23 protein-coding genes are annotated in these 24,349 nt (G+C 70.6%); 6 read left to right on the top strand and 17 right to left on the bottom strand.

Annotated features, from left to right (window positions below):
• The first annotated feature begins 135 nt into the window (after positions 1–135).
• Together V6V16_RS18865 and V6V16_RS18860 are read left to right on the top strand one after the other, a co-directional pair.
• Entirely contained in the window at positions 136–1,836 is a 1,701-nt protein-coding gene (locus tag V6V16_RS18865; RefSeq protein WP_334563829.1) for an ABC transporter ATP-binding protein, read from the top strand.
• Complete coding sequence (locus V6V16_RS18860; protein ID WP_334563812.1) at positions 1,833–3,563, top strand: ABC transporter ATP-binding protein; 1,731 nt, start codon at positions 1,833–1,835, stop codon at positions 3,561–3,563. The genes V6V16_RS18865 and V6V16_RS18860 overlap by 4 nt, the downstream gene beginning before the upstream one ends.
• 10 nt (positions 3,564–3,573) lie before the next feature.
• On the opposite strand, the gene V6V16_RS18855 is transcribed toward V6V16_RS18860, so the two are convergent.
• The 5 genes from V6V16_RS18855 to V6V16_RS18835 are packed head-to-tail and all read right to left on the bottom strand — an operon-like array spanning position 3,574 to position 8,596.
• Positions 3,574–4,503 carry a carbohydrate ABC transporter permease gene (locus tag V6V16_RS18855; protein WP_334563811.1) on the bottom strand — a complete coding sequence of 310 codons (930 nt, stop codon included), beginning with the start codon at positions 4,501–4,503 and terminating at the stop codon, positions 3,574–3,576.
• Positions 4,503–5,411, bottom strand: coding sequence for a carbohydrate ABC transporter permease (locus V6V16_RS18850; RefSeq protein ID WP_334563809.1), 909 nt, complete (start codon positions 5,409–5,411; stop codon positions 4,503–4,505). Before V6V16_RS18850 ends, V6V16_RS18855 begins: the two co-directional genes overlap by 1 nt.
• A gap of 13 nt (positions 5,412–5,424) precedes the next feature.
• On the bottom strand, positions 5,425–6,861 hold the full coding sequence (gene ngcE / locus V6V16_RS18845) for an N-acetylglucosamine/diacetylchitobiose ABC transporter substrate-binding protein (protein WP_334563808.1): 1,437 nt from the start codon (positions 6,859–6,861) through the stop codon (positions 5,425–5,427).
• Positions 6,862–6,887: 26 nt separating this feature from the next.
• Positions 6,888–7,637, bottom strand: coding sequence for an SIS domain-containing protein (locus tag V6V16_RS18840; RefSeq protein ID WP_334563807.1), 750 nt, complete (start codon positions 7,635–7,637; stop codon positions 6,888–6,890).
• Positions 7,634–8,596: a MurR/RpiR family transcriptional regulator gene (locus tag V6V16_RS18835; RefSeq protein WP_334563806.1), complete on the bottom strand. Its 963-nt coding sequence runs from the start codon at positions 8,594–8,596 to the stop codon at positions 7,634–7,636. Before V6V16_RS18835 ends, V6V16_RS18840 begins: the two co-directional genes overlap by 4 nt.
• Before the next feature lie 191 nt (positions 8,597–8,787).
• On the opposite strand from V6V16_RS18835, the gene V6V16_RS18830 reads away from it, so the two are divergent.
• The 4 genes from V6V16_RS18830 to V6V16_RS18815 all read left to right on the top strand — a co-directional run bounded on the left by V6V16_RS18830 (position 8,788) and on the right by V6V16_RS18815 (position 12,497).
• The gene (locus tag V6V16_RS18830) at positions 8,788–9,774 is read left to right on the top strand and encodes an N-acetylglucosamine kinase (protein ID WP_334563805.1); all 987 of its coding nucleotides are present in this window, start codon (positions 8,788–8,790) and stop codon (positions 9,772–9,774) included.
• Positions 9,775–10,134: 360 nt separating this feature from the next.
• The gene (locus V6V16_RS18825) at positions 10,135–10,755 is read left to right on the top strand and encodes a class I SAM-dependent methyltransferase (protein ID WP_334563804.1); all 621 of its coding nucleotides are present in this window, start codon (positions 10,135–10,137) and stop codon (positions 10,753–10,755) included.
• A 7-nt stretch (positions 10,756–10,762) separates the two neighbouring features.
• Positions 10,763–11,560 carry a Stf0 family sulfotransferase gene (locus V6V16_RS18820; RefSeq protein WP_334563803.1) on the top strand — a complete coding sequence of 266 codons (798 nt, stop codon included), beginning with the start codon at positions 10,763–10,765 and terminating at the stop codon, positions 11,558–11,560.
• A gap of 10 nt (positions 11,561–11,570) precedes the next feature.
• The gene (locus tag V6V16_RS18815) at positions 11,571–12,497 is read left to right on the top strand and encodes an aldo/keto reductase (RefSeq protein WP_334563801.1); all 927 of its coding nucleotides are present in this window, start codon (positions 11,571–11,573) and stop codon (positions 12,495–12,497) included.
• Here the strand turns inward: V6V16_RS18815 and V6V16_RS18810 are convergent, their stop codons facing one another.
• From V6V16_RS18810 to V6V16_RS18755, 12 genes are all read right to left on the bottom strand, one after another.
• The gene (locus V6V16_RS18810) at positions 12,498–13,004 is read right to left on the bottom strand and encodes a hypothetical protein (RefSeq protein ID WP_334563800.1); all 507 of its coding nucleotides are present in this window, start codon (positions 13,002–13,004) and stop codon (positions 12,498–12,500) included.
• A gap of 25 nt (positions 13,005–13,029) precedes the next feature.
• On the bottom strand, positions 13,030–15,123 hold the full coding sequence (locus V6V16_RS18805) for a prolyl oligopeptidase family serine peptidase (RefSeq protein ID WP_334563799.1): 2,094 nt from the start codon (positions 15,121–15,123) through the stop codon (positions 13,030–13,032).
• Positions 15,116–15,535, bottom strand: a complete 420-nt coding sequence (locus V6V16_RS18800; protein WP_334563798.1) for a VOC family protein — start codon at positions 15,533–15,535, stop codon at positions 15,116–15,118. Before V6V16_RS18800 ends, V6V16_RS18805 begins: the two co-directional genes overlap by 8 nt.
• Entirely contained in the window at positions 15,532–16,773 is a 1,242-nt protein-coding gene (locus V6V16_RS18795; RefSeq protein WP_334563797.1) for a hypothetical protein, read from the bottom strand. The genes V6V16_RS18800 and V6V16_RS18795 overlap by 4 nt, the downstream gene beginning before the upstream one ends.
• A gap of 62 nt (positions 16,774–16,835) precedes the next feature.
• Positions 16,836–17,066: a hypothetical protein gene (locus V6V16_RS18790; protein WP_334563794.1), complete on the bottom strand. Its 231-nt coding sequence runs from the start codon at positions 17,064–17,066 to the stop codon at positions 16,836–16,838.
• Positions 17,063–18,301, bottom strand: coding sequence for an MFS transporter (locus V6V16_RS18785; RefSeq protein ID WP_334563792.1), 1,239 nt, complete (start codon positions 18,299–18,301; stop codon positions 17,063–17,065). Before V6V16_RS18785 ends, V6V16_RS18790 begins: the two co-directional genes overlap by 4 nt.
• Entirely contained in the window at positions 18,301–18,885 is a 585-nt protein-coding gene (locus V6V16_RS18780; protein ID WP_334563791.1) for a hypothetical protein, read from the bottom strand. Before V6V16_RS18780 ends, V6V16_RS18785 begins: the two co-directional genes overlap by 1 nt.
• Positions 18,876–20,327 carry an MBL fold metallo-hydrolase gene (locus V6V16_RS18775; RefSeq protein WP_334563790.1) on the bottom strand — a complete coding sequence of 484 codons (1,452 nt, stop codon included), beginning with the start codon at positions 20,325–20,327 and terminating at the stop codon, positions 18,876–18,878. Before V6V16_RS18775 ends, V6V16_RS18780 begins: the two co-directional genes overlap by 10 nt.
• Positions 20,327–21,787 carry an MBL fold metallo-hydrolase gene (locus V6V16_RS18770; RefSeq protein WP_334563789.1) on the bottom strand — a complete coding sequence of 487 codons (1,461 nt, stop codon included), beginning with the start codon at positions 21,785–21,787 and terminating at the stop codon, positions 20,327–20,329. The genes V6V16_RS18775 and V6V16_RS18770 overlap by 1 nt, the downstream gene beginning before the upstream one ends.
• Positions 21,788–21,865: 78 nt before the next feature.
• Complete coding sequence (locus V6V16_RS18765) at positions 21,866–22,006, bottom strand: hypothetical protein (RefSeq protein WP_192581290.1); 141 nt, start codon at positions 22,004–22,006, stop codon at positions 21,866–21,868.
• A 506-nt stretch (positions 22,007–22,512) separates the two neighbouring features.
• The gene (locus tag V6V16_RS18760; RefSeq protein WP_442934108.1) at positions 22,513–23,418 is read right to left on the bottom strand and encodes a carbohydrate ABC transporter permease; all 906 of its coding nucleotides are present in this window, start codon (positions 23,416–23,418) and stop codon (positions 22,513–22,515) included.
• Positions 23,415–24,323, bottom strand: a complete 909-nt coding sequence (locus V6V16_RS18755; protein WP_334563787.1) for a carbohydrate ABC transporter permease — start codon at positions 24,321–24,323, stop codon at positions 23,415–23,417. The genes V6V16_RS18760 and V6V16_RS18755 overlap by 4 nt, the downstream gene beginning before the upstream one ends.
• Between the last annotated feature and the right edge of the window lie 26 nt (positions 24,324–24,349).

The following is a 24,349-nucleotide window of genomic DNA, read 5'->3' as shown; positions in this document are numbered from 1 at the left end:
GGGGCGGTGCGCCGCTGCCCGGCTCGGTAGCGTGAGCCGGTGCCACCACGGATCCCCCATCCCGACCCCGGCACTCCCGACGTCCGGGGGCCGCTGCGCTTCCTGTGGTGGCTGGTCCGCTGCCAGCCGTGGCGGGTGCTGCGCGGCAGCCTGCTCGGCACCGCCTGGATGACCGCCCTGTCGGTGCGGCCCTACCTGATCTCCCGCGCCGTGGACGACGGGCTGCGCACCGGCGACACCCGGGCCCTGGCCCTCTGGGTGGCGGCGATCGTCGTCGCCGGCGTGGCGCTGTCCTACCTGGGCACCATGCGGCACCGCACGATGACCTTCATCCGGGAGGACGCGAAGGCCCGGTCGGCCGCCGTGGTGCTCCGCCAGCTGTCCCGGGTCGGCGCCGTGCTGCCGCGCCGGGCCGCGGCGGGTGAGGTGGCCACGGTCGGGGGCACCGACGTCGACCGGGTGGCGCAGGTGATGACCGTGACCGGGCCCGGCGTCGGCGCGGTGGTCGCCTACCTCGTCGTCGCCGCCGTGCTCTGGTCGATCTCGCCGCTGCTGGCGCTCTGCGTACTGGCGGGGGTGCCCTCGGTCGGTCTCGTCGTCGCCCCCCTGCTGCGCCGGCTGGAGCGGGCGGAGTCGGTCTACCGGCAGCAGCAGGGTGAGCTGACCGCCCGATCGGGCGACATCGTGGCCGGGCTGCGGGTGCTCGCCGGGGTGGGCGGTCGGGGCCTGTTCGCCCGCCGTTACGCGGCCCGCTCCCGCGACCTGCTCGCCGAGGGCTACCGGGTGGGCAGCGTGAACAGCTGGATCGACGCGGCGACGGTGGCCGTCCCCGGGCTGTTCCTCGCGACGGTGGTGTGGCTGTCGGCCCGGATGGCGGTCACCGGCGACATCAGCGTCGGCGAGCTGGTCGCCGTCTACGGCTACGTCGCGACGCTCGTCGTACCGGTGTGGTTCCTGCTGGAGGGCGGCCACCAGCTGATCCGGGGCCGGGTCGCGGCCCGCCGGATCGTCGCCCTGCTCGCCGTCACGCCGGACGACGTCGGCGGGCCGCGCAACGGGCCGGCCCGCGTCGGCGCGGCGACGGTTCCCGGCAGCCGGCAGCCGGCCGGGCTCGCCGCCCCGGTCGCCGCCCCGGACGGCCCCGCCGACCTGCACGACCCGGCGAGCGGGCTGACCGTCCGGGCCGGCCGCCTCACCGCGGTGGCCGCCGCCGACCCGGCCGACGCCCTGGCGCTGGCCGACCGGCTCGGCCGGTACACCGTCAGCGACGCCACCTGGGGCGGCGTGCCGCTGACCGGCGTCGGACTCGACCAGGTGCGCGCCCGCATCCTGGTCGCCGACCACGACGCCTACCTGTTCGCCGGGACGCTGCGCGAGGTGCTGCGCGGGGCACGGCCCGACGCTGGCCCCGAGCGGATCGGCGCCGCCCTGCACGCCGCCTCGGCAGAGGACGTCGTCGACGCCCTGCCCGGCGGCCTCGACACCCCGCTGGACACCCGGGCCCGTTCCCTCTCCGGCGGCCAGCGGCAACGGGTCCGGCTGGCCCGGGCGCTGCTCGCCGAGCCCGAGGTGCTGATCCTGGTGGAGCCCACCTCGGCGGTGGACGCGCACACCGAGGCCCGGATCGCCGCGCGGCTGCACCAGGCGCGGGCCGGGCGGACGACCGTCGTGCTCACCACCTCGCCGCTGCTGCTGGGCCGGGCCGACGAGGTCGCGCACCTGGTCGCGGGGCGGGTCGCCGCCGCCGGCACACACGCCGACCTGCTGGACCGGGACCCCGCCTACCGGCGGCTCGTGGCCCGTGGCGACGCCGACGCCGAGCAGGCGCTGCGGTGAACGGGCTGCCGGTCGCCGACCGGTCCGCCGTGCGCCGGGCGACACGCGGGCTGATCGCCCGGGACCGGCGCGCCGTGTGCGTCGTACTGGCGCTGCACGCGGCCGCCACGGTCGCCGGGCTCGCCCCGCCCTGGCTGCTCGGCACCATCGTCGACCGGGTCTCCGCCGGCACGGACGTCGCCACCGTCGACCGCCTCGCCCTGGCGATCGGCGGAGCCGTGCTGGTCCAGACCCTGCTTTCGCGGTACGCGCAGTACGCCGGCCACCGCTTCGGCGAGCGGGCCGTGGCCCGGCTGCGCGAGGAGTTCGTCGAGCGGACGCTGAACCTGCCCGTCGGTGTCGTCGAGCGGGCCGGCTCCGGGGACCTCGCGACGCGCAGCTCGGTCGACGTGTCCACGGTCGGCACCACCGTCCGGGACGTGGTGCCCACCATCGTCATCGCCTCGGTGCAGCTGACGCTGCTCTTCGGGGCGGTCTTCCTGCTGCACCCGCTGCTGGGGCTGGCGGCGCTGACCGGGCTGCCGACGATCGTCCTGGTGACCCGGTGGTACCTGCGGCGGGCCAGCCCGGCGTACCTGGCCGAGGGGGCGGCCGCCGCCGAGCTGACCGAGACGCTGACGACCACCGCGGCGGGCGCCCGCACGGTCGAGGCGTTCCGGCTCACCGACGAACGGGTCGGGCACGGCACCGCGCGCATCGCCCGGGTCTGGGCCGCCCGGCGGGCGACCCTGGCGCTGCGCACCGTCTTCTTCACGGTGGTGGAGGCGAGCTACCCGCTGCCGGTGGCCGCGCTGCTGCTGGTCGGCGGCCTGCTGCTCGCGCGGGGCGAGGTCTCCCTCGGCGCGGTGGTCGCCGCCGCGCTCTACCTGCAACAGGCCATCGAGCCGCTGGACCGGATCCTCCAGTGGACGGAGCAGGCGCAGCGCGGCTTCGCCTCGTTCGCCCGGGTGCTCGGCGTCGGCGAGGTGCCGGCGGAGTCGCCCGGCCGGGCGACCGCGCCGACGGACGAGCGGCTGGTCGTCCGGGGCGTCCGGTTCGCGTACGCCGGTGGGCCCGACGTGCTGCACGGCATCGACCTCGACGTCCGGCCCGGCGAGCGGTTGGCGCTCGTCGGCCCGTCGGGGGCCGGGAAGTCCACCCTCGCCCGGCTGCTCGCCGGCATCGACGCGCCCAGCGAGGGGGTGGTCAGCGTCGGCGGCTGCCCGGTGACCGACCTGGACCCGGCCGAGCGCCGGCGACGCATCGCCCTGGTCACCCAGGAGCACCACGTCTTCATCGGCTCGCTACGCGACAACCTCGCGTTCGCCGCCCCGGACGCCTGCGACGACCGGATGCGCGCGGCGCTGGCCACGGTGGGCGCCGACTGGCACGCCCGCCTGCCCGACGGCCTCGACACCCTCCTGGGTGACGGGGCGCACCCGCTCGGCGCCGCCGAGGCGCAGCAGCTCGCGCTGGCCCGGCTGGTGCTCGCCGACCCGCACACCCTGATCCTCGACGAGGCGACCGCCGCGCTCGACCCGACCACCGCCCGGCGCACCGAGCGGGCCCTGGCCGCCCTGCTCACCGGGCGGACGGTCATCGCGATCGCGCACCGTCTCAACACCGCCCACGACGCCGACCGGGTGGCGGTCCTGGAGGAGGGTCGGATCACCGAGCTCGGCAGTCACGACGAGCTGGTCCGGGCCGGCGGCCCGTACGCGGCCCTGTGGCGTTCCTGGCACCCGTGACCCGACCGGATCACTTCACCGCGCCGGAGGTCAGGCCGGACTGGATCTGCCGCTGGAAGATCGCGTAGACGAGGATCATCGGGAGGATGGCGATGGTCAGGGCCGCGAAGAGGCCCGACCAGTCGGCCTCGTAGCCGGCGTTCACCGAGATGTCGGCGATGCCCTGGGTCAGCACCCACTTGTCCTTGGCGTTGGAGAGCAGCACCAGCGGCAGCTGGTACTGCCCCCACTGGCCGATGATGTTGAAGATCCCGACGCTGATCAGGCCCGGCTTCGCCATCGGCATCATCACCTGGAAGAACAGCCGGGTGTGCGAGCAGCCGTCGATCATCCCCGCCTCGGCGACCGACGACGGCAGCGTCTTGAAGAACGCGGCCAGGAAGAAGACCGTGAACGGCAGCGAGTAGGCGATGTAGACCAGGACGACGCCGGTGTGGGTGTCCAGCAGCCCCAGGTTGCGCACCACGAAGAAGAGCGGCACGAGGGCCAGGAAGACCGGGAACCCGAGCCCCGAGACGAACAGGTAGTAGATCGCCCGGTTGCCCCAGAACTTGTAGCGGGCCAGCACGTACGCGGCCATCGAGCCGAACAGCATGGTGCCGAACGTGCTGCACGCCACCACGATCACGCTGTTCAGGAAGTACCGGCCGACGTTCGCCTTGTTCCACGCCCGGGCGTAGTTCTCGAAGCGCAGCTCGGCCGGCAGGGTCCACGGGCTGCTGAAGATCTCCGTGGTGTTCTTGAAGGAGGCGAGGAAGGTCCAGAGGATCGGCACGATCACGATCACCGCCCAGACCGCGAGCGCCACGTGCCCGAGGTTGGCGAAGAGCCGTACCTCCGAGCGCCGGCTCCTGCCTCCGCGCCCACCCGCGGCGCCCGGCTTCACGGTCTTCGGCGGTAGCGCCGCCGGTGTCGGCGGCAGCGTCGTCTGCGGGTTCATCAATACTCCACGCTTTCCCGCTTGGTCAGCCGCAGCGTCAACGCCGCGAACGTGAGGGTGAGGAAGAACAGCGCCACGCCCATGGCCGAGGCGTAGCCGTACTTCGAGTAGACGAAGGCGTTGCGGTAGATCTCCATGGCCAGGACGGTGGTGGCGCCGTCCGGGCCGCCGCCGTCGACCGAGAGCACCGAGACGATGGCGAACGCGTCGAACGCGGCGATGCCCAGATAGACCCAGGCGACCTGGAGGGTGTCCCAGAGCAGCGGCAGGGTGACCCGGAAGAAGAGCGTCACCCGGCTGGCCCCGTCCATCTCGGCGGCCTCGTAGATCTCGCCCGGGATGGAGGCCATGCCCGCCGAAAAGAGCACCACGTAGAAGCCGACCGCCTGCCAGACCAGCACCGCGATGATCGACCAGAGCGCCAGGTTCGGCCGGACCAGGAAGAGCACCGGGTCGAAGCCGAGCTTCATCAGCACGCCGTTGATCAGGCCGGACTCGTTCGGCCGGTAGACCGTCTGGAACAGCACCGCGATGATTGCCACCGCCAGGACCTGGGGGAAGAAGAACACCACCCGGTAGAACTTCGACCCCCAGACCCCCTGGCGTTGCCCGCCGCTGCTCTTTCCGCCCACGTTGAGCAGGAAGGAGAAGAACAACGCGATGGCAATGGTGATCAGCGGCAGGGCAAGCAGCAGTACGCCGTGGTGCTGGACCGCCTTCCAGAAGTTGACGTCGTCGAACAACCTCCGGTAGTTGTCGAAGCCCACCCACTGCGGGGCCGAGAGCCCCCGCCAGTTGGTCATCGAGATCTGGAACGCCTGCGCGTACGGCGCGATGACGAAGACGACGTACAGCGTGACGGGGACGAAGAGGAACCCGATCACGAACGGATACTTGCCGTGCCGCATGACCCCGCTCCGATCAGCGCTTGAACTTGGTGATGGAGCTGTCCTTCTTGATCGCGTCGGCACGCTTCTGGATCCGCTCCACGAAGGCGTCCGCCTTGATCCGGCCGAACATCAGCTCGTTGGTGGCCGTGCGGGCCTCCGTGTCGAGCTCCTTGTACCAGCCGTCGAAGTACAGGTTGAACACGTCCTGGCCGGCGGCCTTGAGCGCGCTCTGCGAGCTGGCCACACCGGGCGGGAAGGCGAAGCCCTCCGAGCCGGCGGTGACCACGGTCGGGGCCTTGACCACCTCGGTGAAGCCCTTCGCGCCGGCCACCGAGAGCATCTGGCGCATGTACTCCAGGCCGCCCTTGGGGTTCTTGCTCTTGGCCGAGACGAAGTAGCCCTCACCGGCGGTCGCCCGCAGCGCCGTGGCCGGCAGCTTGTCCGACGCGGACAGGCTCGGCACCGGCATCAGCTGGTACTCGAAGCCGGACGGGGTGTCCTTCTTCTGCTCGCCCTCCAGCCAGTCGCCGCTGGGGTAGAACGCCAGCTTGTACTGGTTCTGCCGCAGCTGCACGTCGGTGTGCTTGAGCCCCTCGAAGCTCTTGTCGGTGTACTTGGCACCGATCTCGGCCCACGCCTCGGCGGCCTGCTTGACCGCGTCCTGCTGCCAGGCGCCGTCCTCCAGGTTGTCGATGTTCTTCAGCACGTCCGTGCCGCCGATCTTCGCCGCGTGGGTGAGGATCACGTTCCACTGGTAGTACGCGGCGTTCGCCCCGGCGTAGCCGTACGGGGTGATGCCCTTGGCCTTGATCTTGTCGAGCAGGGCGGTGAACTCCGACCAGTCCTTCGCCGGCGCCCAGCCGTTGTCCTTGAACAGCTTGCCCGAGTACCAGATGCCGAAGACGGTGGAGACGTAGTACAGGACGTACGGCTTGCCGTTGAACGAACCGGCGTCGACGGTGCCCGGAACGACCGTGTCCCGGACCTTCTTGTTCGGGTCGTCGACCGACGGGGCGTCCCAGAGCTCGGTGAGGTCCTGGAGCTGGCCGTCGGCGACCAGTGCGCCGAAGTCCATCAGCTTCTCGCCGGAGTTGTTCACGAACTCCGGCGGGTTGCCCGAGGCGAACCGGGGCTGGAGGACGGTGGAGACGGCCTGGGTCGACTGGTGCTTGACCTCGGCCTTCGGGAACGCCTTCTTGTAGAGCGGCTGGTGCACGTCGGTGGCGTACTTCTCGCCGTAGCCGCCGTTGAAGATGACCACCTCGATCGGGGCGTCCTCGGCCACCCCGAGCGGGTTGGTGGCGCTCTTGGCGCCGCCCGCGACCTGCTCGTTCTCCTTGTCGCCGCCGCTGGTCGCGCAGGCGCTCAGCAGACCGGCGGCCGGGGTGGCGAGCAGGCCCACCGCGGCGGCCCGGCGCAGCACGGTCCGGCGGCTCAGGTCGGCCGGGCTGTCGGGGGTATTCGACATCGTCGTCTCTCCTTGGGATGTTCGGGTCAGGCGGTCCGCCGGAGACGCCCGGCGTACCGCGACTCGAGGGCGTGGTTGTGCTCGTCCCCGCCGGGGACGTTGGCGGAGAGGTAGATGGGGGGCGCCTCTCCGGCCTGGTGGAACCGTCGTACGACCTCGGCGGTCAGCAGCTGCGCCAGCAGCGCCGCGGTGACCGAGGAGACCGCACAGACCGCGCCGCCGCCCTCGAGCGGCAGCAGTGCGTCGCCGTACGGCGCGCCGTTGTCCAGCACGACGTCGGCGAGATCGGCGAGCCGCCGACCGGACGGGTGCCGTGGGGCGACCCGTGCGGTGTGTGCGACCGAGGTGACCGCGATCAGCGGGTGACCGCGTTCGGTGACCAGCTCCGCCAGCTCGACCACCGAGCCGTTGATGCCGGACTGGGACGCCACCACGAACACGTCCTCAGGCTGCGGGGCCGCCAGCGCGTAGAGCTGGTGGGCGACCGCCGGGTCGCGCTCCAGCTTCGGGTCGGCGAGCACGTCGCGCGGGGCGTCGCCGTGCAGCACCAGGTCGTGCAGGGAGAGCCGGTTGGTGGGCACCAGCCCACCGGCCCGGGCGACCAGCTCGGCGGCGAACGCCTCCGAGTGGCCGGCGCCGAACGCCTGGAGCACCCCGCCGGAGCGCAGGCTCGTGGCGATCAGGTCGGCGGCGGCGCCGATCCCGTCGGCGCTGGCGTCGACCAGGCGGTCGAGCACCGGCCGGACGGCGTCGGCGTACCCCTGGGCACTGATCATGCGTTGGCCCCCTTCGCGGCCTTGTGCCCGTCGACGGCCTGGGCGGTACGCCGGAAGGCCGCGTGGGCGCGGTCGTGGGTGCGCTGGGCGACGGCGATGTAGAGCAGGTCGAGCACGACCAGCTGCGGGTGCCGCGCGGAGAGCGCGTCGGGGCGGAAGGTGGTGGCCTGGCTGGCGGTGAGCAGGACGATGTCGGCCAGCTCGGCCAGCGGCGAGCGCGGGAATCCGGTCAGCGCCACGGTGGTCGCGCCCCGGCTGCCCGCCTCGGCGAGCATCTCGATGGTCTCCCGGGTCTGGCCGGTGTGCGAGATGCCGAGCGCCACGTCGCGCGGGCGCAGCAGCGCCGCGCTGGCGAGCCCCTCGTGCACGTCGTTCCAGGCCCAGGCGGCCACCCCGATGCGGTGCAGGCTGAACTGCATCTCCTCGCCGACCAGCGCGCTGCCGCTGGCGCCGAAGATGTTCACCCGGGACGCCCCGGCGATGGCCACGGCGGCCCGTTCCACCTCGGCGAGGTCGAGCAGTGCGGCGGTGTCGTGCATGGCCCGGGTGTCGGCGGCCATGATCTGGTCGAGGACCCGGGAGAGGGGGTCACCGGGCTGGATCTCGCGTCCGATGTCGACGGTCCAGCCGGCCGAGCGGGCCCGGCCGGTCTCCGCGGCGATGCCCAGCCGCAGGTCGGCGTAGCCCTCGAAGCCCATGGCCCGGCAGAACCGGGTGATCGTCGCCGGGGAGGTGCCGCTGCGCTCGGCCAGCTCCACGATCGTGGCCCGGGCGGCGGCCTCCGGGTCGCTGAGCACGTGCTCGGCGACGCGGCGCAGCGCGCCGGTCAGGCCGCCCGCGCCGGCCCGGACCCGCGCCAGCACGCCGTCGGAGGCGACGCCGAGGGCGCCCCGCCGGTCGACCGCGCCGGCGTCGACCACCGCGGTCCCCGCGGAGGTGTCCACCTCGTGATCAACCATGGGACGCCTTTCCGAAAAGACTGTTAACTGTTAGTGGTAAAAGTTCTTACTGAAGGCCCCTCCGTGTCAAGACCGTGGGCGAAGTTTTCAAACTGTTACCTGCTGCACACTCCGGGAGGCGGTTCGCCCCTTGCCCCCCGCCGCCGGGCCGACCAGCATGAACGCGGCGTCGATCAGAGGGGTGGATGCGGATGTCCGACACCGTCGTGGTCGGCCTCGACGTCGGGGGTACGTCCACCCGGGCGGTCGCCCTCGCCCTGGACGGACGGCGGCTGGGCGGCGGCCGCGCGGGCGGCGGCAACCCCACCAGCCACGGCGCCGAGCGGGCCGCCGGCGAACTCCTGACCGCCCTGCGGCAGGCGCTCGCCGACGTCGACCCGGCCCGGGTGCGGGCCGGCACGATCGGGCTGGCCGGGGCGGGGCGCCTGCTCGCGGATCCCGCCGGCCGGGACGCCTTCGACCGGGCCTGGCGCGACGCCGGCCTGCGCTGCCCCTGCACCGTGCACGGCGACGCGCTGGTCGCGTACGCCTCGGGCACCGCGAGTCCCGAGGGCACCGTGCTGATCGCCGGCACCGGGGCGATCGCCGCCGGGGTCCGCGAGCTGCGGCTGGACCGGGTCGCCGACGGCCACGGCTGGCTGCTCGGCGACGCCGGCTCGGGCTTCTGGCTGGGCCGGGAGGCCGTCCGCCGGCTACTGGCGGACCTGGACCGGGCGCACCGGCCCGGCCGGCTGGCCGCCACGGTGCTCACCGAACTGCTCGGCTCCGCCGAGGTGGCGGCCCGCCCCCGCGACACCGTCGACGCGCTGGTCCAGGCGGTGACCCGGCGGCCCCCCGTGGAACTGGCCCGGCTGGCGCCCCTGGTGGTGGCCGCCGCCGTCGACGGCGAACCGGTCGCCCGCGGGCTGATCGGCGAGGCCGCCGCGCACCTGGCGGAGAGCGCCGCGCGGATCCGGCCGGCCGGCGACGCCTCCCCGATCGTCCTCGGCGGCGGCCTGCTGACCGGCGACACCCCGCTCGCCTCGGCGGTACGGGCGCAGGTCGGCCGGCGGTGGCCGGACGCGCCGCTGCACTCGGCCGGCGACGGTGCGGCCGCGGCGGCCTGGCTCGCCGCCCTCGACCTGCCCGAGGTGACGGATCCGCAGACCCTGCACGCCCTGCTGGTCCCGACGCGCTGAGCCCACCGGTCGAGCCCACTCCCCGGCCGGTTCGCCATGCGGATCGCGGAACCCGTTACACGTCGCTCGAATTCGGCCGCACCCCACGTTCCCGCGGCATCCCGGTTCGGTCGCCGACAGGCACGACAACGCCCTCGCCGAGACGTTCTTCGCACCCTCACGACCGGGTCGGCCCACACCCGCGCCCGGCCCGACACGAACTGGAGATAGAAGTCCTACATCGAGGCACGTCTTCTACGATCATCGCCGCCCGCCGACGGAACGCGCTCCCAAAATTGTCCGGCATCACCCACCGATCCTGCGCGCGGCGGCGGATTCGGTGCCCCACGCGACGGCGCGGATGGTGCTAACTTGGCTGCCGTGAAGCCCGATTCAGGCTGGCATCGCCTCCCCTCGCGTCTTGAAGCCGATCAACTCGTCGTCGACGACCACTACAAGGTGATGAAGCGGTGGGAGACCCCGCTCATGCAACGGATGGCAGAGATCCTGCTCGCAAACCTGGAGCGGACCCGCATCATCGAGGTCGGCTTCGGCATGGGGATCTCCGCGGGTGCTCTCCAGAACCAGAAGATCGAGCGCCACACCATCATCGAACCCCACCCGGAGATGTTCGAGCGCCTCCAGCAGTGGCGGGCCGAGCGCCCCCAGGCTGACATCCGGCCCGTGCACGACTATTGGCAGAATCAGACAGGCCTGTTCGCGGAGGCCGACGGGATCTTCTTCGACACCTATGCCGAGGATGTGCCCGCCCTGGTCGACGAGAATGTCTCCTTCCTCGTCGAGGCCGCATCGCACCTCAGGCCGGGTGCCGCCGTCGCGCTGTTCTGGATCCTGCCGACCATCGACGAGGTTCAACAGGAAAAACTCTACAGCCACTATCGGCGAATCGTGATCGAGCGGGTTCCCGTGGAGCCGGGGACGACCGGCGTCAACGCGCTCGCCCGCCTGGGCTTTCTTCTTGCCATCATCGCGATCAAGTAGGTCGCCGGTGCCGCTGACCTACGTTGTCTGCGCCACTCCCCGCGTCGGCAGCACCTACCTCTGCGAGGCCCTGGGGCGTGTTCCGGGCGCCGGTTCACCGCGGGAGTGGTTCGGCCGTCCACGCATCCACCACCTGGCCGGCACCTGGAACCTGCGCGCACCGCAGTCCACGATGGACGAGCCGCGGCTGACGGACCCGTCAGCGTATCTCCGCAGAGTGCGCGCCGAGGCGGACAGCGGCGGAGTGCTCGCCCTCAAGCTGCACTGGAACCAGGTCGAGTGGTCGCGTGACAACCTCGGTGTCGATCCGCTCGCCGTTCTCGAAGGCCGGCAGGATGTTCGGTTCATCCGCCTCTACCGCGACGACCTGGTCCTCCAGACGGTGTCCAGCTATCTCGCCTCGGTGACCAAGGTCTACGTGCGCTGGGCCGGGACGGGCGACACCGACGACGAATTTCGCGACGCCGTGGCGGGGACCCCGGCTTACGACTTCGAAGTCCTGTTGGACATCCTGCAGGCGTTGGCGGTCATCGAGCATGGGTGGAGCCCGTTCTTCGCCGAGCGCGACGCGGCGTCCTACACCCTGAGTTACGAGGAGCTGGTTGACGATCTGGCGGGATCGGTCAACGGTGTCCTTGAGTACCTCGGCCTTCCCCGGCAGTCCGTGGTGACGTCTCCGGTGCTGCGGCAACGGACGGCCGTCAATGACGACCTGGCACAGCGGTTCCGGTCCGATCTGGTGAGCAGCGGGGTGGTCGACGCGCTCCCCGCTGACCTGCGCCGCCGCTGCGGCGTGCCGGTGTGAGTGGCAGAGGATGCAGCTGAGGCCCCTTGGCGAGTTGGCCGTTTCCGCCTACGGCCTGGGCACGTGGACGTGGGGCCACGAGACCGCCGAGGACGCCGCACGGGAGCAGTTGTGGTGCTTCCTCGATGCGGGCGGCACGCTCGTCGACACCGCGGCCGTCTATGCCGACGGTAACGCCGAGCGCGTCCTCGGCCGGTTGCTCACGTCGGTGCCGCGTGACGCCGTCCTGGTCGGCACCAAGGCCGGCGTGACCGCGAAGGGCGTGGACACCACTCCCGATGCCCTGCTGGCCCAGCTCGACGCGTCGCTGCGGCGTCTCGGTACGGACCATGTCGACCTGTGGCAGCTGCACGCCTGGAGCGACGCGACACCACTGTCGGCAAGCGTCGAGGCGCTACGTGTCGCACGTGATTCGGGCCGCGCCAGGGCGGTGGGATTGTGTAACTACGCGCCCCGCCAGGTGGACGAGGCATTCGCGGTCGCGGAGCGGATCGGCATGCCCATCAGCGGGGTGCAGCTCCAGTACTCGCTGCTGGTCCGGGCGGCCGAAGCCGTCGCGGAGCGTGTCCGTGAGTACGGTGCGGGGGTGCTGGCGTGGTCGCCACTGGCCAGCGGGATCCTGACGGGGAAGTATCACCGGGGTGTGCCGCCCGGTACCAGAGGCGCCGATCCCAGGTACTCCCCGTTCATCGCGCCTTTTCTGTCCGCTCCCGAGGTGCCGCCGGCGATCGAGGTACTCGACCTCGTCGCGAGGGCGCTGGGCCGCAGCTGCGCCGAGGTGGCGCTGGCCTGGGTCCGTGACCGCCCTGGGGTCGCCGGTGTGCTTCTCGGCGCACGTGACGCCGACCAGGTGCGGGCCCAGCTCGACAGCGTCGACCTGGAGCTGCCGGCGGAGGTGGCCGACCTGCTCACCAGCTCGGTGATGCCGATCGGATGATCACTCGTGCTGGCCCGACGCCCGATCGGCGAGCATCCGGTGGAGTTCCTCGACGGTGTACTCGACGGGCGGCACCTCGCGGCCGTGTTCGTCGGCCGCGGGCAGCGGCCGGCACCGGGGCGGTCTGCCTTCGCTTCTCGGTAGGAACTCGTAGTCCCGGCAGACCACGATGAGCAGCTGCTCGCGGCGATGACGGGTGATGAGGGCCGGGCACATGCCCAGCGAGTAGACACCGCAGTCGAGGTGCAGCGGCGGCTCCTTGAAGGTCACGTCCTCGCTGTAGCCGACGAAAATGATCAGGTCGTTACGGGCGATGTCGAACCCGCATGCCTGACACCGCCGCTCCACCATGCAGAGCACGGACTTGTCGGTGTCCACGAGTTTGAGTACGGGCGCTCCGGTCTCGTCCCGGAAGGCCACGTGCGTGGCGAGGAAACCTCGGTGGTCCGCCTCGCCGTGCATCCCCGCGAGCAGGCGATCGGGAGGTGGAACAGGTCGTCTCGACACGATCGGGTCCTTTCAGGAGGAAGCGTCACGGCACCTGGTCGAGTGCCTTCAATGCCCAGGCGCAGACGAGCGCCGCCTTTCGCTTACGTGCGTCGCGGTCGGTGCTGCCGCAGTGGCCGGCCGACAGGTCCGTCGACAGCAGGAACGGCCCGCCGTGGGCCTGATCGCGCAGGCGGGACACGTACTTGAGCGCTTCGTGCGCCCCGACCCTGCTGTCGTTCAGCGCGGCGAACACCAGCACCGGCGGGTACTCGCGGGAGGAGACGTTGTCGTACGGCGCGTAGGCGCTGATGGCGGCGTACGCGCGCGCGTCGGTCAGCGGGTTGCCCCACTCCGCCCGGTCGACGGTGGTGAGCGCCGCCTCGGAGTCGAGCAGGGTGCCGAGCGGGTCGACGAACGGAACGTCGAGCACCAGCCCGGCAAACGATTCCGGCGAGGTGTTGACAGCGGCGGCCGCGACGAGAGCACCGGCGGACGCGGCGCTGGCGACGACGCGCCCCGGGGGTAGGTCACAGGTGCGGACCAGTGCCTCCACGCAGGCCAGATAGTCGTCCACACCGGTCGCCTTGTGCTCACCACGGCCCGCCTCGTGCCAACCCGGCGGGCCCTCCCCGCCACCGCGAACATGGGCGAACGCGTAGATGCCGCCACGGGCGAGGATCGGCAGACGCGCGGGATCGAAGTCCAGCGGTACGACGGCACCGTAGGCACCGTAGACCTCGAGCACCGCGCCCGGTGGTGGTGGCGCACCGGCGCTGCGGCGTTGCCGCACCACGGTCAACGGCACCGCCGTCCCGTCACGACCGTGGGCCACCAGGTCGAGTTGTTCGTACCTGGCCGGATCCCAACCGGCAACCACCGCCCTGTGCACGATGTCGGTGCTGCGGCTGTGCGGGTCGTACGCCGCGGTGATCGGCGGGCAGACGACCGAGGAGGCCGTGAACCGTACCAGCCGCGAGTGGTGGTCCGGATTGCCGTTCACACTCACCCACGTCGTTGCGGCGGGCAGCGGCAGGTCGGTCACGACATGCCCGGCGTCGACGACCCGTATCCCCCGGTGGCCGGGCGAGTACGTCTGCAGGACCACGTGCCCCGCGAACGCGTCGACGGTCAGCAGCTTCGTCTCCCGCGCGTCGCCGAACACCACCTCGGTCAGCTCCGCCGTGGCCGTGACCGGGCAGTGCCACAGCCGGGAAGCCTCGTCACCGGAGTTGGCCAGGATCCAGAACTGCCCCTCCCGGTGGTCGGCCCGAATACGCGTGCCGGCACGTCGTGCCGGCCCCAGGAGGAACGGTTCGGACTGTGACGCCAGCGCGTCGATCGCGAGGATCTGGTTGCCGACGTGACTGTCCGACTCGATGAAGACGTACCTCTCACTACGTGACAGCTCGACGGTCAGCCACGACGACTCGTCCGGCTCCTCGTACACCAGGGTCCGCTCGCCCGTCGCCAGGGTGAGACGCCATACCTGGAACGCCCGGCCGCTGGCGTCCGTGACGAGGTGAAAATAGTGCTCGCCGGCGGCGTCCCAGGCGCCTCCGTACGTGACCCCGTCGACTTCGAGGGGCAGCTCGGAGCCGGCGGCGACGTCCCGGAAACGCAGGCGGAACCGCTCGTCGCCGACGAGGTCGACGGCGTACGCCAGGAGCCGGCCGTCCGGCGAGACGTCGTAGACCCCGAGCGCGAAGTGCGGCTGCCCGGCTGACAGCGCGGCCTCGTCGAGCACGATCTGCTCGGTCTGCGGCACGGCCTCGCCCGAGTCGGGGCCGACCAGGCTGCGGCAGCGGAGCACCGCCGCGGATCCGTCGGCCGTACGGCTGTAGTAGAGCCACTGCCCCTTCGCGACGGGCACCGATCGGGTGCCCTGCGGTGTCCAGGACCTGATCTGCGCCTCGGCGTCCGCGGCCGTGCTCTCCAGCGACTCCAGGATCGCCGTGGTGTAGGCGTTGTTGGCCTGGACGACGGCGAAGACCTCGGGGGTGAACAGGTCCTCCATCCACTGCCACGGGTCGCTGCGGGTCTGTCCGTGGTGTCGGGCGAGGTGTTCCCTCGGCGGCGCCGCGGGTGGGTCGACGCCGGCCGTTCTCCAGGTCGCCGCGACGCGGGCGCGTTCACTCATAGAGTTCCCTCAGCTCCCGCATCTCCTGCACCACCTCCGGCCACAGCTCGTCCGGCCCGGACAGGGCGCCCTCGATGCCGAAGATGTTGCCGAAGGGATCGCGGAACTGGGTGATCTGCCGGCCACCCTGCACGGCCAGCGGCCGGTGGATCTCCAGGCAGCCCCGGTTGGCGAGTTCACGGCGGGCGTCGTTGAAGTCCGCGACCTCCAGGTACGGCAGCGGCGAACCGCCAGGAGGATTGCGTTCGTCCGTCGGGGAGAACACGATCTCGACCCCGGCCAGGTCGATCGACGCCGAACGGGGGAAGCGGACCAGCGGTTGCCGCGTGAGGCCGGCCCACCAGTGCGCGACGGCAAGCCACTCCTCGGAGAAGATGACGACGGACGAGACGCGGCTGATCGATACCGTCACGGGGTCACGTCCAGTTCCCGCACCTCGAGCAGTGCCGCTGGCGCCCACCCGGCCACGAGCGCGTTGGCCCGGGATATCAGCACACGTCTGAAGAGCTGCGGTCGGGCGACGCTGAACAGGTCCGCCAGGGCCTGCCGAACGTCTTCGGGATCCGCGTCACGGCTCCACACGTGGGACGACGCGAACACGTCCGCGGCGTAGAGCTCGCCTCGCAGTACGGCGACGAAATCGTCGAAGCAGAGGGTGAGTCCACACGGAAACCGGTCCTGGGCCGTCTCGGCGGCTTCATGCAACGGCACGAACCCGGACCGCGTGACGTCGAGCGCGTACTGGCAGCGGGTACCCGCCGGACCTTCGATGAGGGTGAGCAGGAAGGTCTTGGGCCCGAGGCCGTCGTGGGTGCCCTGCGCCCAGTGCGCGCGCCGTGGGCCGCCCGGCGGGTACAGCGTCAGCTCCCTCGCCAGGCCCGGAAGCTCGTCGAGCACGAGTTCGTGGCGGTGGCGTCCTTCGCCGTCGCTTCTCGGCCGTGCGGACAGGGGGAGCGGAAGCTCACCCAGCTCCTGTTCGTGGCCGGGCGAGACCCACTCCGCGGGGGCTGCCGGCTTCACGAGCACGTCGATGTCCCAGGCGTCACCGGCACGGACCACGCACGGTGCGGCAGCCCCGGACTCGGAGCCCCGCGCCACCCAACCGTCGAACACCGACCGGTCGACCGCCGGGTGCCGGACGCCGCTGCCGAGGTGCAGCCCGTCGCCATCTGACGAGGGCGCCCGCTCGGCCCCGCCGTGACGCACCTCGAACACCGAGCCCTCGTCCGACGGCACTTCATCGCCTCGGCGGGGACCGTCGCCGCGCAGGTAGAACGCCGACGGGCACCCGGTCTCGCGGACCATGAGCCCGGCGGTCGGCAGGGCCGCGGTACTGACCGGCGCCGGCGCCACGAATCGCAGCGCAAGGTCACCGACGGACACATCGTGGTCGACGTACCCGCGGATCGCGACGAACCCCAGGACCTCGATCGCTTCGGCGGCCACCGCCGGCAGCAGCGGGCTCACCACGACCACCACCTGCCGATCGAGCTGGTGAAGCGTCTGGAGGTCCAGCTGTTCCGGGCGGGCACCGGTGATGACCACAGCGTCGACCGGCGGCATCGTGCTGTGGTCGATGTGTCTGGGTGGGTGGAACACGTAGCGGTAGGAGTCGGTCCATCCCACGTCATCGAGCCAGGCCGGGTCCACCGCCACCCTGACCCCGCCGGCGGAGTGGACGCGCCAGCTGCGTCCACCCTCGAAGATGGCCCTCACCGCGGTTCTCCGCCGGCCTCGGACAGGTAGACGGCGTGCAGCAGCCGGGTGGCGGTGGCATCCCTCCAGGACGCGGTGAGCGAGGGCATCTCGTTCGGCTGGGGCCACCACACGGCGATTTCCGTATCGGCGGGGGCGGGCGCCACCATCATCGGCAGGTCCCTGTAGAGCACCGGTTCCAGGCCGAGGAGACGACCGGCTTCCGGGTGCCACTCGGTTTCACTCATCGCCCCACACCCTCGACCGCCAGATCGGGCACCCGTTCCTCCTCCATGCCCAGCCGGCGCAGCCCTGGCAGCGGAAGCACCATCAGGGTCGACACGACCAGGATCACCGTCGCCACCCAACCCAGGGTGGCGGGACCCAGCCCTTCCAGGAGCCAGCCGGCCAGGAGGTATCCCACGGGCATCAGGCCGAAGACGGTCAGCTGATCGATGGAGAACACCCGCCCGAGCCGCCCACGCGGGACGGTCCTCTGCAGCGCGGTGGTCCACAGCACCGCGAACGTGGCCAGTCCGAAACCGGTCAGCGCGGAGGCGACGAGGATCAACGCCGGATGCCCGTCCATCGCCAGCAGGACGGTCTGCGGAAGCTGGAGCAGCAGCACGAAGGTCGCCACCCAGCCCGGCGAACGCGTACGGATCGACGAGGCCAGCATCGCGCCCAGGAAGGCCCCGCCCCCCTCAGCCGCCGAAATGTAGCCGAACCAGCCCTCGGGCCCGGTCAGGATGGGCAGCATCACCGCGACGGGCGCCGCCACCATCGCCATGTGCAGCGTGCCCTGCAGCATCACACCGGCCATCCACGGCACCCGGATGACGTAGGCGAAACCGTCCTTGATGTCGGCTGCGAGCGAGGAGCCCTGGCCCTCCGGACTGGGAGCCGGCTCATTCAGTCGGAGCAGTGTGACGATGCTGACGAGGAAGGTGACGATGTTGATTCCGAGCGCCCAGGTCGGGCTGAACGCCGCCGCCACGGCCCCGCCGAGCGCGGCGCCGACGATGACACCGAAGCGGTTCACCAGGGACCGCAGGCCGTTGGCGCTCGCCAACATCTCCTCCGGCACCAGCGACGGCAGGATCGCCCCGTAGGCGGGACGGTAGAAACCGCTGCCGATACCGAGCACCGCGGACAGCGCGCCGAGCACCACCAGCGGCGCGTCGTTGCCGACGAGGATGATGCCCAGAACCGCAGCGGCGCGGATCAGGTCGGAAATGATGATCATTCGAGATCGGCGGTGCCGGTCCGCCAGGGCACCGCCGATCAACAGCGAGACGACGCCTCCCAGAGCCGTCATCCCGAGTACCAGACCCACCGCCTGAGCGGCATCCTCGCGTGGCAGCAGGAACAGCGCGACCGCCACGGTGTAGAGGGCGTCACCGATGACGTTGGTGAGCTGGCCGATCCAGACCCGCCGGAACTTCGGCAACCGCAGCGGAGTGAGCAGGGACGCGTTGAACATCAAATTACCTCGGAAGTAGCGGGCCGTAGCCGATGCCGCTCATGAAGTTCGCCGTTGGCCGTGTCGATCAGCAGGTCCACGCTCTCCTTCAGCGCCAGCGAAGCCCGGATCAGACCTTGGAGCAGCGCGACACCGTCTGGCTGGTGCCAGTCGCCCGGCACGCCACCCGGCTCGCGGGACAGAAGACGTTGCGCCAGAACATCTGCTGCCTGATCCGGATCCTCCGGATGAGGACAGACCAGGACGGCGAAATCCGCCCGGTCGAGGGCGCTACGCAGCATACGTTCCTCGATCGACCCGCCGCGCTGGAGGGCGACGCCCCCGCCCGTGTCGACCACCCCCTCGGTGGCCGTGACCGCCTCAGCCAGTGCGCGCACCTCGTGGCGGGCGGTATAGGCGTGCCAAGCGGAGAGGCCACCGCTGGCGTACGCGTCATCGGCGGCCTGCTCGGTGTAACCGAACTTTCCGTACCAACGCGGAGGATCCTCGTCGAAGCAGGCGACCTCCAGGCCCCGGCGAGCGGCCAGGACACCAGCGACCGTCGACTTGCCCGCGGCAGGTGGACCCACCACCACTATCGCCACGCAAGGGCCCGTACGTTGCGGTAGAGCTCCGCGGCCAGTTCCGGCCGCACCTGCTCGCTGTAGTAGCCGTACAGGAAGCCCACGGGGCTGTCGAACTTGTCGCACAGGTACCACTGCCGCATGCGGCTGACCGCGAGTTCCCAGATGTGGATCCTGCCCCGGAGCACGGCGACAAGGTCCACAGCGTTGACGTCGATGCCGGACGGCACGGAGAACAGGCAGTCGCGGAGGTCCAGCGGCTGTTCCTCGAAGCGGCCGTTGTTGAAGTTCAGCACGAAGGTTCGTGAGCCGTCGTCCGCCTCACCGGCGGCGTCGAAGCCGCGCATGTGGACAGCGAACCTGTGCGGGCCGACCGGCTTGTCGAGATAGGTGTTCTGGGTGATCAGATGCCGCCCGAGGTTCGCCTGCATCAGCAGCGGAGCCATGAGCTGGAGTTCCGACTCGACGAGAGCCCGGTCCTCGCCCGTGAGCTGTTCGTCGAACAGGGGCAGCAGCGGCTCGGACAGGTCCGGCTCGGCAACGGCCTCCTTGTCACTGGGGGCGACGGGACGCGACGGCTCGGCAGGATCGATCCATTCCGCCTGGCAGTAGCGCACCTCCGCCCCGTCGCCGACCACCACGGTCTGGCCGGGACTCATTCCCAGCACCCGGGTGGTCAGCGAGAGCCGGCTGGCGATACCGGCCAGCTGCTCGAAGTCTCCCCACAGAAACTCGCCGTGCTTGGCGGGAACCTGCACGTAGCCGCCCCCGCTGAAGGTCACGTACCGGACCGAGGGGAAGTTCGCCACGACGTCGGACAGCACCCCGTGCAGCAGGCGGAGGCCGGTGACCTCAGCGAAATCGGCGCTGCCGACCGGCAGCATGTTGTCGAACGCGCCGAGGTGACCCGCCGGCGGCACCTGCCCGTTGTGGGTGGCCACGACGATGTCCGGATCGCATCCGCCTTCCAGCGAGGGAACCGCGATCGACGTGTCGGACTGGATGAAGACTCCGCCGACCTTCTCCTCCGCATGCCGGACGAAGACGCTGGCGACACGGTTCTCCCACATCGGCGCGTCCGGGCCGCCCGGGACGAACACCACGTCGACCGCGCCGATCCTCCGCACCGCGCCGAGCTCGACCAACTCGACCTGGCGGCCCGCATCCTCCAGGGCGCGAACGCACACCTTCGGCATCATCCGCGGCATCAGGATGCGGGTCTCCGGCGGCAGCAGGTCCAGCGAGTTGAGGTGGAAGTGGTCCAGATGCTCGTTGGTGACCAGCACGGCATCCAGCGACGGCATCTTCTCCACCGCCACCTGGCGCGCGGGATAGATCTCGAAACGCAGCCTGTCCGAGTGGCCGAACGAGTCGGTCAGCACCGGATCGACGAGGACACGGGTATCCCCGATCTCCACCAGCCACGACTGGTGGCCCAGGAACGTCAGGGATGCGGGGGACATCAGGCGTTCTCCTTCTCGAGGTACTCGAGCTGCTGCTGGTAGACCCGGCACGACAGGTCCGGGCGTACCTGCTCGCCGAGGGCGTCGTAGAAGAGCGCCACCGGCGAGGACAGTGCGTCTCCGTCGAACCACGTGCGCATCGCGATGCCGACGACATCCCAGTACTGCAGGTCGCCACGGAGTACGGCGGCGAGGTCGACGGCGTGGATGAGGATTCCCTCGGGGTACGCGGCGACGGAGTCGTCAAGCGGCAGATCCGCTGCCTCCTCGAACGCCCCGGCGGCGAGATCGAAGCGGAAGCTGCGGTCCGGACGGGTCAGATACTTGAGCTTGAGGACGAACGGGTATGCCGACGGCGAAACGGCCATCCGCCGGCCGAAGTCACTGAGCAGCAGGACGCGGCTCAGATACGTCAGCTCGCGTTCGATGCAGGCGAACGCCGCGTCCTCGGATTCCTCGTCAGCGTTCTCGATGCAGCGCATCGCGATGCTGTCCCGCCTGGCCAGGAAGCTCTCCCGCCGGTGGATCAGCTCGGCGAAGCGTTCCTGGTCGACGCCGAGCCACGACAGCTCCCCGACCTTCTCGATGCCGTGCTCACGCACTTCGACGACATCGCCGGGAACGGGGCCCACCACGTCCATGTGCCGCACCAACTGCCTGGCCAGGCGCGCCATCTCCTGCTGCTCCGAGAACGGGAACGGGCCCATCTGCTCGTAGTCCTTCAGGAATCCGCCGCCGCAGAGCAGGATGTGTGCCCCGCGGAAGATCTCCGACTGCTCCACCGCCGACGCGACAACCTCCCCGAGGATGTCCAGGCCCGGAAAGCCCTGACCCCGGTAGCGGACGGCGGTCTGCCCGGCGGGCCGGTAGCAGTCCAGGGACCCGAACACGCCGGGCGGGGTCACCTGCGCGTTGTTGCTCATGGCCACCACGCCGGGAGCCGGCAGCCGTCCCGAGGAGACGGCGTCGATCAAGTCCGTGGACGTGGCGGCGTCGATTCCCAGGAAGACGCCGCCCCGGTCCGGCTCGGACGCGTCCAGCACGTAGACCTGCGACACGCGGCTCTCCCAGAGCACCGTGTCCGGGCCAGGGGGGAAGAGGGTGACGATGACCGATCCGAAGCTGGCCGGCTCCCCGAACGGCAACCGGGTGACGGTCAGGCCGAGCGACTCGATGCATTCGACAACGGTGTCGATCATGGTGGGTCCGACGATGATGGGCGTCGACTTGTCGAGCTTGTTCAGGGATGGCAGGTGAAAATGGTCGGAGTGCTCGTGACTGATGATCACGGCAGCAGGCCGCGGCATACGGTCGATGTCTATCAGTCTCGGCGGATAGATCTCGACCGGGCTCGAGGTGTACTCCTCGCCATAGCGGCGGTACAAGATCGGATCCACGAGGACCGGTGAATCCTCGGCCCCGAGAGCGAAGCCGTTGTGTCCAAGGAAACCGATCTTCATCTCGCCTCTTCCAAGGGGTGCGATGGGCACAGCGACCAGGGCGGTGGGCGACGTCAGACGTCACCCACCGCCATGGCACTAGCGGGTGTAGGTAACGGTCCCCATGTGCACGCGGGATCCGCCCGCCTTGGCGGTGGTCGCCTTCGGCGTGACCTTGCCGACGGCCTGCTTCAGCGCGTCGAGGTCGGCCTTGGTGATGGGCTTCGCTTCCTTCTTCATGTTCACCTCCCGTGCGTGAATCGGCAGCGCTCTGCCATGCGGCCCCGCAGGTCCTCACCCGAGCAACTGCACCTGCCTGTTCCTTCTCGGAGCAGCCGGAGGCGACCATGGAGGTCTCGCGACAAACCATCGCCGACTCATGGCTGTCCATGCGTGAGTGTGCCATCGATCGACGAACGCCGCTGCCCCCGCGTCCATTGGGGATGCCGGGCCCGGCGGGTTTCATCAATCGAGCACGGGGCATCCTCGCTTGTCCGCGAGCGATCGGACCAGCGCGTCGCTCGGGAAGGCGCGGCGGTGCCTCGCATGCGCCGGTCCGCAGTGGTACGGGAGGTACGGTCCCGTCGAAGACGTACGACCTCGCTCGCCGACGACGATCCGGACCACCCTCGCCCTGCGGCAGGCGACAGGACGCGAGAGCGAGCCGCGGTGCCGGACCCTCCTGGCGGTTCAGGCGGGCGAGACCGTCGGCGCGCTCGACCGGGGCTGATGGGTGACGGACGCGGCTACTTGAGCTGGCCGGCGGTCAGGCCGGACTGGACCTGGCGCTGGAAGAGGATGTAGACCAGCAGCACCGGGACCACCGCGATGGTGAGGCCGGCGAAGAGTTGCGCGTAGTCGCCGGCATAGCCCTGGTTGACCGAGAGCGCGGCGAGCCCCTGGGCGAGCACCCACTTGGACTCGTCGCCCTGCATGAGCACCTGGGGCAGCAGGAACTGGTTCCAGTGGCTGAGGAAGTTGAAGATCGCGACGCTGATCAGTCCCGGCCGCGCCATCGGCAGCATCACCTGGAAGAAGAGCCGGAAGTGACCGCAGCCGTCGACCAGTGCCGCCTCCGCGACGGCGGTGGGCAGGGTGCGGAAGAAGGCGGTCAGGAAGAACACCGTGAACGGCAGCGAGTAGGCCGCGTAGACCAGTATCAGCCCGGTCCAGGTGCCGAACAGGCCGGCGTTGCGCACCACGAAGAACAGCGGCACGAGGGCGAGGAAGACGGGGAACATCAGCCCGCCGACGAACAGGTAGTAGACGACCTGCTTGCCCCGGAACTCGTAGCGGGCGAAGACGTACGCGGCGGTGGCGCCCATCAGCATGGTCAGGGTGACCGAGCCGGCGACCACCACCAGGCTGTTGAGGAAGTACTGGCCGATGTGCGCCCCGCTCCAGGCACGGGCCCAGTTGTCGAAGCGCAACGCGCCGGGCAGGCTCCACGGGTCGGCCAGGATCTCCGCGTTGCTCTTGAACGAGCTGATGAACATCCAGAGCAGCGGCAGTACGGTCAGCGCGCCCCAGAACATCAGGAAGCCGTGCGACAGCACGTTGGCGACGCCGAGCTCACGGCGTACCGGGCGGTCGGCGGGACCGGAGGGCTCGGCGGGCAGCGCCAGCGGGGCGGGCTTGTCCAGAGTCGTCACGAGTACTCGATCCTGTCTCGCTTGCTGGCCCGCAGCGCCAGCACCGCCACCGTGAGGGTCAGGAAGAACATCACCACGCCGATCGCCGAGGCGTAGCCGAACTTGGTCTCGCTGCCGAACGCCGTGTCGTACATCCGCACGCCGATGACGTCGGTGGAGAAGTTGGGGCCGCCGTTGGTCATCAGCTGCACCAGGATGAACCCGTCCAGCGCGAAGATGGCCAGGTAGACCCAGGCCACCTGAACGGTGTCCCAGAGCAGCGGGATGGTCACCTTCCACAGCGTGGCCAGCCGGGAGGCGCCGTCGAGCATGACCGCCTCGTAGATCTCCTTGGGGATGGCCGACATGGCCGCGCCGAAGAGCACCACGTAGAAGCCGACGTTGCTCCAGATCATCACGGCGAGCACGCACCAGAAGGCGGTCCGCGGATCGCCGAGCCAGGTGGGCGCGGCGAGGCCGACGCTGTTCAGGGCGCTGGTGAGCAGGCCCTTGTTCGGGTGGTAGACCTCCTTCCACAGCAGCGCGATGATCACGACGGAGAGCACCTGGGGGAAGAAGTAGACCGTGCGGTAGAACGACGAGCCGCGCACCCCGCCGACCCCCGCCCGGCCCTTGCGGCCGCCCATGTTGAGCATGGCGGCGAAGAAGAGGCCGAGCACGATCGTCAGCACCGGCACCAGCGCCAGCAGGATCGCGTTGTTCTTCAACGCGTTCCAGACGTAGTCGTCGTTCCACAGCGCCTTGAAGTTCGCCAGCCCCACCGAGTTGGCGTCGGCCGAGTAGCCGAGCCAGTCGGTGGTGGAGATCTGGAACGCCTGCAGGTACGGCGACACGACGAAGATGACGTAGAGCAGCACCGGCGGCACCAGGAAGGTGACGATCAGCGGGTACTTGCCATGTCTCACGATGAGGTCCTACCTCTTCAGCGGCG

Source organism: Micromonospora sp. CPCC 205561, from assembly GCF_036906775.1.
Taxonomy (GTDB): Bacteria; Actinomycetota; Actinomycetes; order Mycobacteriales; family Micromonosporaceae; genus Micromonospora.
The sequence above is the reverse complement of the archived record's forward strand: the minus strand, read 5'-3'. Positions and strand labels throughout refer to the sequence as shown.

Coding starts and splice junctions, on each gene's coding strand:
- V6V16_RS18775 (WP_334563790.1), bottom strand. CDS start 20,327: ATGTCCCCCGCATCCCTGACGTTCCTGGGCCACCAGTCGTGGCTGGTG.
- V6V16_RS18805 (WP_334563799.1), bottom strand. CDS start 15,123: ATGAGTGAACGCGCCCGCGTCGCGGCGACCTGGAGAACGGCCGGCGTC.
- V6V16_RS18855 (WP_334563811.1), bottom strand. CDS start 4,503: ATGAACCCGCAGACGACGCTGCCGCCGACACCGGCGGCGCTACCGCCG.
- V6V16_RS18770 (WP_334563789.1), bottom strand. CDS start 21,787: ATGAAGATCGGTTTCCTTGGACACAACGGCTTCGCTCTCGGGGCCGAG.
- V6V16_RS18815 (WP_334563801.1), top strand. CDS start 11,571: ATGCAGCTGAGGCCCCTTGGCGAGTTGGCCGTTTCCGCCTACGGCCTG.
- V6V16_RS18790 (WP_334563794.1), bottom strand. CDS start 17,066: ATGAGTGAAACCGAGTGGCACCCGGAAGCCGGTCGTCTCCTCGGCCTG.
- V6V16_RS18835 (WP_334563806.1), bottom strand. CDS start 8,596: ATGGTTGATCACGAGGTGGACACCTCCGCGGGGACCGCGGTGGTCGAC.
- V6V16_RS18840 (WP_334563807.1), bottom strand. CDS start 7,637: ATGATCAGTGCCCAGGGGTACGCCGACGCCGTCCGGCCGGTGCTCGAC.
- V6V16_RS18785 (WP_334563792.1), bottom strand. CDS start 18,301: ATGTTCAACGCGTCCCTGCTCACTCCGCTGCGGTTGCCGAAGTTCCGG.
- ngcE (WP_334563808.1), bottom strand. CDS start 6,861: ATGTCGAATACCCCCGACAGCCCGGCCGACCTGAGCCGCCGGACCGTG.
- V6V16_RS18765 (WP_192581290.1), bottom strand. CDS start 22,006: ATGAAGAAGGAAGCGAAGCCCATCACCAAGGCCGACCTCGACGCGCTG.
- V6V16_RS18830 (WP_334563805.1), top strand. CDS start 8,788: ATGTCCGACACCGTCGTGGTCGGCCTCGACGTCGGGGGTACGTCCACC.
- V6V16_RS18850 (WP_334563809.1), bottom strand. CDS start 5,411: ATGCGGCACGGCAAGTATCCGTTCGTGATCGGGTTCCTCTTCGTCCCC.